The sequence below is a fragment of the Rhodococcus sp. 008 genome (assembly GCF_001682295.1).
GTDB lineage: Bacteria > Actinomycetota > Actinomycetes > Mycobacteriales > Mycobacteriaceae > Rhodococcus_F > Rhodococcus_F qingshengii.
The window spans coordinates 4,557,315-4,570,525 of the sequence record NZ_CP012749.1 but is presented as its reverse complement, the minus strand read 5'-3'; the positions used below and the strand labels follow the sequence as shown (position 1 = coordinate 4,570,525).

Here is a 13,211-nt window from a genome sequence, read left to right as displayed (position 1 = left end):
TCCGGCCGGGGTCCGAAAACTCCGGCCGGATTCCATGGTAGGCGCTACCGGCGGCGAGCGAGCAAACCCACCACCGATTGGGTCATGTCAGGCGGATCAATCCGTAGTCGAAAGCGTGACGACGGTAGACGACGGACGGCTTGTCCGACTCCTTGTCATGGAAGAGAAAGAAGTCGTGTCCGACCAGTTCCATCTCGTAGAGAGCGTCGTCGATGGTCATCGGCTCGGCCGGGTGATCCTTCGTGCGGACCACGCGTCCCGGGCCGTCGTACTCGTCCGGCTCTTGACCGTTCAGCGAAATGTCCGGTGTGACTCCGAGTGAGTCTGCGTCGACGAGGGAGGCGGTTGCCTCCGCGACGGACACCGGTCGCTTGTCGCCGTAATGGACCTTCTTGCGGTCCTTGGTTCGACGGAGGCGACTCTCGAGCTTGTCGATCACCGATTCGAAGGCGGCGTAGAAGCTGTCTGCGGACGCTTCGGCTCGGGCCACCGGGCCTTTACCTCGAGCGGTGATCTCGACGCGCTGGCAACTCTTGGCCTGTCGTCGGTTGCGTTCATGTTGGAGTTCCACGTCGAAGTGGAATATGGAGGGGTCGAAGTGTTCGAGTCGCGCCAGCTTTTCCGAAACGTAGATTCGGAAGTGATCGGGGATCTCGACATTTCGTCCCTTGACTACGACGTCGGATCTCGGAGCTGCGGCATTCTCGGAACGCTCGATGGTGGCGTCCTCGATGAAAAACGAGGCTTGCGAAGGGGTCGTCACTCGTACCTCCCAATTACGGCCCCGCCCCACGGTGGGCGGCGGCAAATTCTGCAAGTACCGAGAGGGGATCCGCCCGGCACCAGTATCGAAGTACCACCTCCTACCAGTATTTTCGGGTGTGCCGCCGACGCTAGTACGTAACGCGCGCGAGTGCCACTGTTCCAACGAAATTCATCTAAGCCCCTGCAAGGACAAGCACGAGAGTTGTCCGAATCCCACTGAGCGAGAGGGCCCGAACCGACTCTGCCGCAGTCGCTCCCGTGGTGAGGACGTCGTCGAGCAGGACGATGTCACTGTCCCCGGCAATCGAAGAGATCGCAGTGGTGTCGAGAGACACATGACCGTTCACGTTGGTCACCCGGTCGGCCGCGGACAGTCCCACCGAGTCACGTACACCTCGCGTCATCCGGAGAATCGGACAGACACGTACCGGACGACCCGCGACAGAACCAATTTCCCGCTTTCCGCGCATACTTTCGGCTATCCGGCGAACCGGATCACCCCCGCGAGATCGCGCCGCTCGGGCGCGCGTGGGAGCCGGCACCAGCACGATCGGCGGACGACCCCCGCTGCCGAGCTCGCCCCACCGTTCCAGAGTGGCCAACGCGTCGGCCACAGCGATCCCCAGAGGCATCGCGAGGTCCCGACGACCCCGTTCCTTCATCTCGATCACACTGCGCCGCCTGGGGCCGTCGTAGCGGCCGAGTGCCCAGACGGGCACGCCCGGATCCACGCGCGGACTCAGTTGAAGCGGATGATCGCGCAGCAGTTCCGCGCACTCACCGCACCACAGAGTCCCCGAGCGGCCGCACCCACCACACTCGCGTGGCAACAGCAGGTCGAGCAGACCGGCACCGAATTTCTTGTCCCCCATGGCCGAATCATGAACCTGAGCACCGACATGCATCAGAGCGCAGACATTCACCAGAGCGCAGAGGCGTCAGCCAGGCAGAACCGGAATCGCCTTCTGTCCGGTCAGCACGGTCACCTCACGCCAGCGGCGATCCCCGGCGGGGTCGTTGTTGTTCAGTTGGAACACCGCACGCGCGTCGGCGACGTACTCGGTGGTCGGCGACGCATCCACGGAGGTGACGGGAGCGGTCAGGTTTCCACTCGGCAGCGCGTCCATTCGTGAGCCGTCGATCGCGACCTGGACGACCGGTATGTCGGCTCCACTGCGCGCGATCACGATGGTGTCGCTGTTGCTCCAGTCGAGTGAGAGCGCGGTACTGCCCAAGCCGGAGGCCACTGCGCGTGGACTCGTCAGGGCATAGACCCCGCTGGCGGTGCGCACGACCACAGCCAGGTAGACCTTGCCGTCGATGATCATCGCCGCTCGCACGCCGTCCCGCGACAGACGCAGTTCCGAGATCGTCGAACCGACCGACGTCAGGGCCCCGACATCGACGTTGGTGACCGACACCCGGCCAGTGCCTGGTTCACGGACGACCCGAACGACGGTATTGCCGTTCACAGCCGTCCAGACCGCGTTGTTGTCCAACTCCCACGAAGGCCTGGTGATGGCGCTGCCTTCGAGTACCGGAACGGACCCTTCGCCGTATGTCCCGAGCGACAAGTCGAATCTTGTGCCGGGATCCGGCCGAGCGGTGTCCGCGACGGCTGCCACCAACTTGCCGTCCCGTGAGAGAGCAGCCGCCGTGAGGTTGCCCGCGTTGCCCGCGAAACCGGGCACCGGAGTCGCCTCTTGCTCGGTGACACTCACCAGTGAACCGTTGCGCAGTGCATGCAGTCCGACGGTTGCACTCGTGGTGGCCAGTGGGTTGGTGGATGCGACGTCGGCGGTGGTCCAGCCGTCGGCATGAGCCGCGTCCAGCGGTTCGCCGTCGATCTCCAGAACGTACGGCCCTGCCACATCGGCGTTGGCGAGCGTCCAAATGACCTGTGCTGCAAACAAACCGCGAGTAGCAGCATCCATCGGGTTGTCAAGGCGGAAGTTGATGCGCACACCACCGAGACCGACTCCGACCTGTCCCGGCTTACCGTCGGCCTTGGTGATCGGACCGATCACCGACACGCCATTGCCCAGTTCGTTTCGCACAGCCGGCGCCAGCGCTGCCTTCGGTCCGTCGATCATCAGACCGATCAGCTGAGCCGCCACCTGGTCCTGCCCGCCGGAGATCCAGCGAAGATCGGGGACGACCGTCTGGCTGGTGGGGTCGAGGAAGAACAACGACTTCCGCTGGTAAGCGCCGAGGAACTGCGGACGCTCCATGATCACGCCGGGAGGCAGATCACTGATCCGCCATTCGCCGTCGGTCAACGCCAGGGTCATCCTCGCTTCGAAACTGCCCTCTTCGGGAACGTACAGTCCTCCCGGGTCGAGGCGACCGACCTTGTTCACACGAATCGTGTAGACGGCTTCGGTGCTGGTTCGAGAAACCGAGAGCACATCGACCTTGTCGACGATGACAGCACTTGCCGCGTCGTCCCAACGCGCCGAAGCGTCCTTGGTCAGGTACTGACGGGCTGCGGCGTGCCGGTTGGACGGATCGGTACTCGCCTTGACGAAGTCACGTACCAGCAGGTCCGGCTCTCGCCCCGATGCCGGTGATTCGACGGAGGTTCCGGGCACGGCTGTCGCCAGAGTTCCGATTGCTTGTGGCGACGAGGACTCCGGCAAACTCGCGCATGCACCGGTCAGCAACAGAACGCTGAGCGTTGTTGCGAGAAGTGCCAGACGGCGGCGGGTTCCGATCATGATCGATCCCCACCGTTGGACTCGTTCCGCGAGTCCGATTCGCGCGGAGTCGGCAAGGACGATGTGACCTCGCCGACGGTGTCGGCGACGATGTCGGCTTCGCTCGGCGTGCGGACGAATTTGGTGGTCGTCGGCTTGAGTGGCAGCGGACTCGACACGACTTTCTTGCCACGGGTGCGCGAGAGCGTCAGCCGGAAGCAGGCTCCGACTCCCGGTTCGCCCCAGGCCTCGAGCTTGCCGTCGTGCAGATTCGCGTCCTCGACACTGATTGCGAGGCCGAGTCCGGTGCCACCACTGCGGCGCACACGGGACGGGTCCGATCGCCAGAACCGGTTGAAGACCAACTTCTCCTCGCCCGGACGCAACCCGACGCCACTGTCGCGGACGATGAAGGCGAGGGCATTGTCGTCGGCGCGAAGGCGAAGCAGAATCGGCTTCCCCTCACCGTGGTCGATGGCGTTGGCAAGGAGATTTCGCAGGATGCGTTCGACGCGGCGCGGATCGACATCTGCCATGACCGGCTCGTCAGGCATGTCCACGATCAGCTCGGTGCCGGATTCGCGGGCGAGATGGCGAACCGTGGAAACGGCCGCTCGCGCACACATACGGACGTCGAGTTGTTCGGACGCGAGTTCCGCGACACCGGCGTCGTGGCGGGAGATCTCGAGGAGGTCCGCCAGTAGCCCTTCGAACCTGTCCAGTTCGGCGACAAGCAGTTCCGACGACCGACGCAGCATGGGGTCGAGGTTCTCGCTGCCGTCGTAGATCAGGTCGGCGGCCATCCGGACCGTGGTCAGTGGTGTGCGCAGTTCATGGCTGACATCGGAGGTGAAGCGTTTCTGGAGGCTGCCGAACTCCTCCAACTGGGTGATCTGTTTGGACAGACTCTCGGCCATCTCGTTGAAGGACATGGCCAGGCGCGCCATGTCGTCCTCGCCGCGGACCGGCATTCGTTCCTTGAGTCGGCCGTCTGCGAAACGCACCGCGATTCGCGAGGCCGATCGGATGGGAAGCACGACCTGTCTGGCAACCAACAGCGAAATCGCCGCCAAGAGCACCAGCAACACGGCTCCACCGATCAGCAGGGTGCTTCGAACAAGAGACAGACTTCGGTCTTCGCTGGCGAGCGGGAAGATCAGATACAGCTCGAGTCCCGATATCGACGACGCGGTGGGGCTACCGATGATCAGCGCGGGTCCGGAGTAACCGTTCGGGTTGGACACTGTCGCGAATTGGTAACTGATCTGGCCGCGTTTGACGAACTCGCGAAGGTTGTCGGGGATCTGATCGACCGGTCCCGAACTCGTCGGCTGGCGCGGCCCGTCCCCTGGCACGATGAGCACCGGGTCGAAGGTGCCGGCCGACCCGGAGGCCTGGCCCGAGGTCTGGTTTCGACGGCTCGTCAGTCCGGATGCAGCGCTTTCCAATTGAACGTTGAGCGCCGTCGAATCGTCGACGCCCGCGAGTTGGTCTTCGACGATGCCGCGGGCTCGGTCCATTTCCTCTGTCGCCGCGGTGATCTTCGTTTCCAACAGCCGATCGGTGATCTGGCTGGTCAGCACGACACCGAGAATGACGATGACGATCAAGGACAACGTCAAAGTCGAGACGACCACTCGCAATTGGAGCGAGCGTCGCCACGTGTGCGCGAGGGTGTTGCTCATCGAGTGACACCACCGCAGAAATGGCGTCAGCCGTCGGTTGAGACGACGACGCCACCTGGAAACTCCGCTCACGGCGGTCCGGCCTTGTAGCCGACCCCCCTGACCGTCAGAACCACTTCGGGATTCTCGGGATCAGTTTCGACCTTGGCGCGCAAACGCTGAACGTGCACGTTCACCAGGCGGGTGTCGGCGGCGTGGCGGTATCCCCACACCTGCTCGAGGAGGACTTCACGGGTGAACACCTGGCGCGGCTTGCGCGCCAATGCGACCAGCAGGTCGAATTCGAGTGGTGTGAGCGAGATCTGCTCGCTGCCGCGGCTGACCTTGTGTGCCGGAACGTCGATCACGATGTCGGCGATGCTCAGCAGCTCGGCCGGCTCCTCTTCCGTGCGGCGCAGGCGAGCACGCACCCGCGCCACCAGCTCCTTCGGCTTGAACGGCTTCATGATGTAGTCGTCCGCACCGGATTCGAGGCCGAGTACGACGTCGACGGTGTCGGTCTTGGCCGTCAACATCACGATGGGCACGCCGGAATCCGCACGCAGAACTCGGCATACGTCGATCCCGTTCATTCCGGGAAGCATGAGATCGAGCAGGACGAGGTCGGGCCGGGTCTCACGCACTGCCGCGAGCGCCAGGGTTCCGTCGCCTACCACGTAGGGATCGAAACCCTCACCACGCAGCACGATCGTGAGCATCTCGGCGAGTGCCGTGTCGTCGTCGACAACCAGAATCCTTGGTTTCATATCCCTATCGTTGCATCTCGGAGCGATGAATCAGACCGTTACGAGGCCGTGCGGCGTGCCGCGTCTTTCCCTCTACTGTGCCGGAAAGTTCGAATCCCGGCCGCAAGGGTGACCGATCACGCGAAATCCGCGAGCCTGCGCGCCAGTTCGCCCGGGTCCGTCTCCGGCCCCACGATCCACCAGGGCGAGACCCAGTCCGTCGCTGCCAACTGCTTGTAGAGCTCACCGGTTCTGGCCTGCAGGCCGCCGTCGCGCTCGTAGGCGTCGAGCTGACGCGACGCGTCCTCGGCCTCACGCGAGCGGGCACGCTGCTCGGCCAGAGCTACCGGTACGTCGAGGTACAACTGCAGATCGGGAGCGGGAAGAGCGAGTCGACCCAACTCCAATTCACGGACCCAGGCGACCATCTCGCCGTCCACGCCCTGATGCGCGCGCGCCGCGTTGTAGGCGGCGTTGGACGCCACGTAGCGATCGAGGAGAACAATGTCGTTGGCGGACAACAGGTCCGAGATCCGATCCGCCGCACCCGCGCGGTCCAGGGCGAACAGGACTGCCATCGCGTTCACGGATTCAGCCAGGTCTCCGTGCGATCCTTTGAGTGCCTCGGCAGCAAGATCCGCGTGGATCGACTTCCCGTACCGCGGAAAATCCAGAGTCGCGATCGACGTGCCGCCGCGGCGGAGTTCGCTCTCCACTTTGCCGATCAACGTTCGCTTTCCAGCGCCGTCGAGGCCTTCCAATGCCACCAGTGTTCCCACGGCGGACAAGCCTATCCCCCGGCCTGCTTGCGCAGACCGGGGGACGGCGGCCACTACATCCTCAGCGACGAATCACCGGGTCAGTAGCGGTAGTGCTCGGGCTTGTACGGGCCTTCGACGTCGACGCCGATGTACTCTGCCTGATCCTTCGTGAGCTTGGTCAGCGTGCCACCGAGTGCCTCGACGTGGATCTTGGCGACCTTCTCGTCGAGGTGCTTCGGGAGGCGGTAGACCTCGTTGTCGTACTCGTCCGGCTTCGTCCACAGTTCGATCTGCGCGATGACCTGGTTGGAGAAGCTGTTGCTCATCACGAACGACGGGTGGCCCGTCGCGTTGCCGAGGTTGAGCAGGCGGCCTTCGGACAGCACGATGATCGAGTGGCCGTCGGCGAACGTGAACTCGTCGACCTGCGGCTTGATGTTGATCCGCGTGACGTCGCCGGACTTCTCGAGGCCGGCCATGTCGATCTCGTTGTCGAAGTGACCGATGTTGCCCAGGATGGCCTGATGCTTCATGGCCTTCATGTGCTCGAACGTGATGATGTCCTTGTTACCGGTGGACGTGATCACGATGTCGGCCCAGCCGATGGCCTGCTCGACTGTCTTGACCTCGAAGCCGTCCATGAGCGCCTGCAGGGCGTTGATGGGGTCGACCTCGGTGACCGCGACGCGAGCGCCCTGGCCGCGAAGTGCCTCGGCACAACCCTTGCCGACGTCTCCGTAACCGCAGACCAGCGCAGCCTTGCCGCCGATCAGAACGTCGGTGCCGCGGTTGATGCCGTCGAGCAGCGAGTGGCGCGTGCCGTACTTGTTGTCGAACTTGCTCTTGGTGACCGAGTCGTTGACGTTGATAGCGGGGAACGTGAGTTCACCGGCAGCGGCAACCTGGTACAGGCGCAGAACGCCCGTGGTGGTCTCCTCGGTGACGCCCTGGACGGACTCGGCGATTGCCGTCCACTTGCCCTTGTCGGACTCGAGGGACTGACGCAGAAGTGCAAGGAAGACCTTGTACTCGTCGGAATCCTGGTCGTCGTCCGTCGGCGGGACGACGCCGGCCTTCTCGAACTGTGCGCCCTTGAGCACCAGCATGGTGGCGTCGCCGCCATCGTCGAGAATCATGTTGGCAGGCTCACCCGGCCAGGTCAGCATCTGCTCGGCTGCCCACCAGTACTCTTCGAGGGTTTCACCCTTCCAGGCGAAAACCGGAACGCCCTTGGGCTCTTCCGGGGTGCCGTGCGGACCGACGACGATGGCGGCGGCAGCGTGATCCTGCGTGGAGAAGATGTTGCATGAAGCCCAGCGGACCTCGGCGCCGAGCGCGGTCAGCGTCTCGATCAGCACCGCGGTCTGAATGGTCATGTGCAGCGAGCCGGAAACGCGAGCGCCCTTGAGCGGCAACACCTCTGCGTATTCGCGACGAAGCGCCATGAGGCCGGGCATCTCGTGCTCTGCCAGACGGATTTCCTTGCGACCGAACTCCGCGAGCGAAAGATCTGCAACTTTGAAGTCGATGCCGTTACGGCTCTCGGCCACGGGCGTTGTTGAAACTGAGGTCGTCATCTGCCTCTCCTGGTTGACGTGCATACTCTGCACAAGCCTATCGGTGTACCAGGCTATCGGTTAGACGCCCTCTCCCGCCCGCCCCTCTACTGCGCGGCCCTCGCGCGCCACGTCGATGAACGGCCCGAGCAGTATGCCCAGATCCTCCGCCACCGAAGCCTCGGACTCCGGCGGCATCGAAATGTAGCTCAGCCCGAGACGCGCAATCGCCCTGGCCAGAATTCCGGCGTCGGCGGGTGACGCCTGAATCCACCCTCGCTGGAAACTCTCCGCAAGCCGCGACGACGCGCGCTCGATGATGACCGCACTGTCGGTGGTGATCAGGCGAAGCAGGTCCGGCTTGGCCTCACCGGTGAGCAGAGAGATCACCAACGGGTCGGTTGCACTGGAGGCGAAAAACGATCCGAAACCCGCCGTCAACGCCTCGACTGCACGTCCGTCGTTCGCCACCATGGCCTCGTCCACCGCGTCGACGAAGCCGTCAGCAAGGCGAAGCGCGTACGCCTCGGCAAGCCCTTGCCTCGAGCCGAACTCGTTGTAGAGCGTCTGACGACTCACACCGGCATGCTTGGCCAGAACCGTCAGCGTCACCTCGGACCAGTCGCGCTCGGTCAACAACTCACGCATCGAATCGAGCACCGACGTACGCAGCAGCAGGCGCGACGCTTCTTTCTGCGGCAGACGAGTGGGCGTCGAAGTCATGGTGACGACACTACCGCCGCACCTAGGTCCGTTCGACGCCGACGCATCTCACCGTCGTTCGACCTCAACCATGAAGAAGTCGCTCTTCGCCGCCCCGCAGTCCGGGCAACTCCAGTCTTCGGGAATGTCGTCCCAGCGAGTGCCCGGTTCGATACCGTCCTCCGGCCAGCCGACCGCCTCGTCGTACTCGAAGCCGCATTGCGCGCACTGATACAGCTTGTAGTCGTTCATGATTCACTCCCCGCCGTTGCCGGCATCGGCTCGAAGTCCAGCTTTTCCCTCACGCCGCAGTCCGGACAGCACCAGTCGTCCGGCACGGCATCCCACGGCGTGCCCGCCGGAAACCCTTCTCGTGGTGCACCCTTCGATTCGTCGTAGACGTATTCACACACCGGGCATCGATAGCTGCTCATCACGCTGCTCCGTACCGAGCAAGGATGCGATCACGCTTGGACGGCTGAACGTTGACGCGGGTGATGTCGCCGCCGTAGTGCGCAAGGACTTTGGGATCCATCACTTTTCGCCACAGCGGTGGAACGTAGGCGAGGATGATCATGCTCGCGTACCCACTGGGCAGGTTGGGCGCACCGTCCATGCTTCGAAGCGTCTGATAACGACGCGTCGGGTTCGCGTGATGATCGCTGTGACGCTGGAGGTGATACAGGAAGATGTTGGTGCAGATGTGATCACTGTTCCAACTGTGCTCCGGTGCTGCACGCTCGTACCGCCCGCTGTCCAGACGACGACGCTTCAGTCCGTAATGTTCGAGGTAGTTGTCGGTTTCGAGCAGACAGAATCCGAACACGGCCTGCAGCACCAGGAACGGCAGTACCGAGAGGCCGAAGACGGCGACGAGGACACCGAACAGTACGACGGACATCAACCACGAATGCAGGACGTCGTTGCGAATTGTCCACGGCTTCTTACCCAGTCGATCGAGTCTGGCCTTTTCCAGGGACCACGACGAGCGCAGAGATCCCCACACACTGCGCGGCAGGAAGGTCCAGAAGCTCTCCCCGAAGCGAGACGACGCCGGATCCTCGGGCGTGGCGACGCGCACGTGGTGTCCACGATTGTGCTCGATATAGAAGTGGCCGTAAAACGACTGCGCCAGAGTGATCTTCGACAACCAGCGTTCGAGATCGTCCTTCTTGTGACCGAGCTCGTGTGCGGTGTTGATCCCGATTCCTGCGACACAACCGATACTGATCGCCAGACCGATCTTGGAGATCAGCCCAAGTCCCCCGTCGATTCCGAGCCAGGACAGATCGGTCGCCGACCAGAGGTAGCAGGCCAGGACCAGGCTGACCAACTGGAACGGTATGTAGATGTAGGTGCAATACCGGTAGTACCTGTCGTTCTCGAGGCGCTCCATCACTTCGTCCGGCGGATTCTCGCCGTCCGGGCCGAAGAAGATGTCGAGGATCGGGAGCAGGATGTAGACGAGCAGCGGCCCGATCCACCACCACACCGGCGAGACCGCGTTCCATCCGAGACTGTTGAACAACGCGACCAATCCGACGGCGATGAAGACCGCCGTCGGCGGCACCAGGCCGAGCAGCCAGAGATATCTCTTCTTGTCACGCCACTGCTCGGGCGGGAGTGTCTGCCCGGACTGCGAGTTCACGTGCGTCGACACGGTCTACCTCCTCGATTCGGACCGACCCGGAAACTGTGAGTCAGTTCACTATGAGGTAGACAGTACTACTGATTTTGTACAAGTGATAGACAAATCGTAAACTTTGTACATCTACTCGATTTCGCCGCGTTCACGCTTCCCGATCATCGAATGCTGCCTGCTGTAGGCGAAATAGATGACAACGCCGAGGGCCATCCAGACCACGAACCTCATCCAGGTCTCCACCGACAGGTTGAACATCAGCCACAGACACGCGAGGACGGCCAGAATCGGGACCAGCGGGACCAGCGGCACCCTGAATCCGCGAGGTAGGTCGGGACGCGTCCGACGGAGCACGAGAACCCCGATCGAGACGAGAACAAAAGCGAACAGTGTGCCGATGTTGACCATTTCCTCGAGGGTGCCGATCGGAAAAACGCCGGCGAGCACCGCGACCACGACGCCGACCAAGATCGTGATCCGCACAGGGGTTCCGTGCTTGCCGGTCGGCGCCAGGCGTCGTGGCATCAGACCGTCGCGTGCCATCGCGAAGAGCACCCTGGTCTGCCCGAGCATCAGCACCATCACCACTGTCGTGAGACCGGCCAACGCACCGAACGAGATGACGTTTTTCGCCCACGTGATGTCGTGGAAGGCGAATGCCGTTGCCAGGTTGGAGGTATCGCCCTCGAGTTCGGTGTATTTCACCATCCCGGTCAGCACCAGTGTCACCGCCACGTACAGAACCGTGACGATCAAGAGCGAACCCAGGATGCCGCGTGGCAGCGCCTTCTGCGGCTCCTTCGCCTCCTCCGCCGTCGTGGCGACGACGTCGAAGCCGATGAACGCGAAGAACACCAGACTGGCTGCCGCGAGCAATCCGTACCACCCGAACGTGCTGCCACCGGCCCCGGTCACGTACGAGAACAACGACTGGTGGATGCCCTCTCCCGTCGAGCCCGGCTCCGACGGCGGAATGTACGGCGAGTAGTTGTCGGTGTCGATGTAGAAGAGGCCGACGACGATCACCAGCAACACCACCGCGACCTTGATCGCCGTGATCACCAGCGACACCCTCGACGAGAGTTTTGTGCCGGTCGCGAGCAGGATCGTGATGACAGCGATCACCAGCACCGCACCCCAGTCGAACGAGATCGGCCCCAATTCGACGATCGGGCTGGGTGAGCCCATCACTTCGCCGAGGTACAGCGACCAGCCCTTGGCGACCACCGAAGACGCCAAGGCGAATTCGAGGATGAGATCCCAGCCGATGATCCAGGCGACGAATTCGCCGAATGTCGCGTACGAGAACGTGTACGCGCTACCGGCAACCGGGACCGTCGACGCGAATTCGGCGTAACACAGCGCTGCCAGTCCGCAGGCGATGGCGGCAATGACGAACGCGAGCGAGACCGACGGCCCGGCGACATTTCCCGCCGTCCGAGCCGTGAGTGTGAAGATGCCCGCACCGATGACGACTGCGACACCGAACACCGTGAGATCCCACGAGTTCAGTTCTTTCCGGAGTTTGGTTTCCGGCTCGTCAGTGTCCTTGATGGACTGCTCGATCGATTTGGTTCGAAACAGCTTCGACCGTCCAGATCCGGCCTGCTCGTCCTTGACAGCCATTGCCGCCTCCTTGCTGGGGACCAGCAGGTCCCACCATGGGCAAGTAGAGAGATGGCATCAGCCTAAGCCCGCAGGCGCAGCTTTGTTCAGGGTTTGTCGGGAGCCTGTAGATCTGTTTCAGGGCGATCTCCTGCGCTGAGACGATCCAGGTCCGGCTCGAGGTAGATCACCCGCGCCGCAGGCACTGCAGCGCGCACGCGAGACTCGGCCTCGTCGATCGCCGTCGCCACGTCCGAGATCGTCGATCCGATCGGCACCGCAACCTTGGCAGCAACAAGGATCTCCTCGGGACCGAGGTACTGCGTCTTGCAATGAATGACGCGTTCGATACGAGTTCCGTCGACCAGGGCGTTGAGGATCAGTTCGGTCTCCACCGCCGTTGCGCCCTCACCGATCAGCAGCGACTGCATTTCGATGATCAGAATGATCGCGATGATGCCGAGCAGGACACCGATGCACAGAGTTCCGATGCCGTCGAAGACCGGATTTCCGGTCACCATCGTGAGGCCGACGCCGCCGAGTGCAAGGACGAGACCGATCAATGCGCCGGTGTCCTCGAGCAGCACAACCGGGAGTTCCGGGCTACGAGAGGTTCGGATGAAGTTCCACCACGACGCATTTCCCTTGAGCGGTCGTGATTCCTTCGCTGCGGTCCGGAAGCTGTAGCCCTCCAGACAAATCGCTATGACAAGAATCGCGATTGCCACGAAAGCCGAATTGAGTTCTTCCGGATGCTGAATCTTGTGAATGCCTTCGTAGATCGCGAACAGCGAACCGAGGGTGAAGAGCACCAGTGCAACGACGAACGAATAGAAGTATCGGTTGCGCCCGTAGCCGAACGGGTGCAGTTGATCCGCGTCACGTTCTGCCTTCTTCTGCCCCAGGAGCAGCAAACCCTGATTGGACGTGTCGGCCACCGAGTGCACCGATTCGGCGAGCATCGACGACGATCCGGTGATCAAGAATCCGGCGAACTTGGCTACGGCAATTCCGGCATTGGCTCCGAGGGCCGCCAGAATTGCCTTCTTGCCACCATGAGCCGACACAATGTCT

The 13,211-nt window shown here is 62.8% G+C and carries 13 protein-coding genes; all 13 read right to left on the bottom strand.

Annotation, left to right across the window (positions count from 1 at the left end; translation table 11 throughout):
- Positions 1-82: 82 nt before the first annotated feature.
- A complete protein-coding gene (hpf, locus tag AOT96_RS21210) occupies positions 83-763 on the bottom strand; it encodes a ribosome hibernation-promoting factor, HPF/YfiA family (RefSeq protein WP_003940893.1) in 681 nt (226 codons plus the stop codon).
- A gap of 175 nt (positions 764-938) precedes the next feature.
- Entirely contained in the window at positions 939-1,670 is a 732-nt protein-coding gene (locus AOT96_RS21205) for a ComF family protein (protein WP_003940811.1), read from the bottom strand.
- A gap of 33 nt (positions 1,671-1,703) precedes the next feature.
- Positions 1,704-3,482, bottom strand: coding sequence for an MtrAB system accessory lipoprotein LpqB (gene lpqB, locus AOT96_RS21200; RefSeq protein ID WP_003940768.1), 1,779 nt, complete (start codon positions 3,480-3,482; stop codon positions 1,704-1,706).
- Positions 3,479-5,218, bottom strand: a complete 1,740-nt coding sequence (gene mtrB, locus AOT96_RS21195) for an MtrAB system histidine kinase MtrB (protein ID WP_019747781.1) — start codon at positions 5,216-5,218, stop codon at positions 3,479-3,481. Before mtrB ends, lpqB begins: the two co-directional genes overlap by 4 nt.
- Positions 5,215-5,892, bottom strand: a complete 678-nt coding sequence (mtrA, locus tag AOT96_RS21190) for an MtrAB system response regulator MtrA (RefSeq protein WP_003941013.1) — start codon at positions 5,890-5,892, stop codon at positions 5,215-5,217. Before mtrA ends, mtrB begins: the two co-directional genes overlap by 4 nt.
- A gap of 116 nt (positions 5,893-6,008) precedes the next feature.
- The gene (locus tag AOT96_RS21185) at positions 6,009-6,650 is read right to left on the bottom strand and encodes a dTMP kinase (protein ID WP_007731190.1); all 642 of its coding nucleotides are present in this window, start codon (positions 6,648-6,650) and stop codon (positions 6,009-6,011) included.
- Between the two features lie 80 nt (positions 6,651-6,730).
- Entirely contained in the window at positions 6,731-8,209 is a 1,479-nt protein-coding gene (gene ahcY, locus AOT96_RS21180; protein WP_003940766.1) for an adenosylhomocysteinase, read from the bottom strand.
- A 60-nt stretch (positions 8,210-8,269) separates the two neighbouring features.
- Positions 8,270-8,911, bottom strand: a complete 642-nt coding sequence (locus AOT96_RS21175; RefSeq protein WP_003941024.1) for a TetR family transcriptional regulator — start codon at positions 8,909-8,911, stop codon at positions 8,270-8,272.
- A gap of 48 nt (positions 8,912-8,959) precedes the next feature.
- Positions 8,960-9,142 (bottom strand): rubredoxin, encoded by a 183-nt coding sequence (locus tag AOT96_RS21170; RefSeq protein WP_003940894.1) that lies wholly within the window; start codon positions 9,140-9,142, stop codon positions 8,960-8,962.
- Positions 9,139-9,324, bottom strand: a complete 186-nt coding sequence (locus tag AOT96_RS34775) for a rubredoxin (RefSeq protein ID WP_003940827.1) — start codon at positions 9,322-9,324, stop codon at positions 9,139-9,141. Before AOT96_RS34775 ends, AOT96_RS21170 begins: the two co-directional genes overlap by 4 nt.
- Positions 9,324-10,550: an alkane 1-monooxygenase gene (locus AOT96_RS21165; protein ID WP_065352226.1), complete on the bottom strand. Its 1,227-nt coding sequence runs from the start codon at positions 10,548-10,550 to the stop codon at positions 9,324-9,326. The genes AOT96_RS34775 and AOT96_RS21165 overlap by 1 nt, the downstream gene beginning before the upstream one ends.
- Positions 10,551-10,661: 111 nt before the next feature.
- On the bottom strand, positions 10,662-12,158 hold the full coding sequence (locus AOT96_RS21160; protein WP_065352225.1) for an amino acid permease: 1,497 nt from the start codon (positions 12,156-12,158) through the stop codon (positions 10,662-10,664).
- 86 nt (positions 12,159-12,244) lie between these two features.
- Positions 12,245-13,204: a cation diffusion facilitator family transporter gene (locus tag AOT96_RS21155; protein WP_042450115.1), complete on the bottom strand. Its 960-nt coding sequence runs from the start codon at positions 13,202-13,204 to the stop codon at positions 12,245-12,247.
- Between the last annotated feature and the right edge of the window lie 7 nt (positions 13,205-13,211).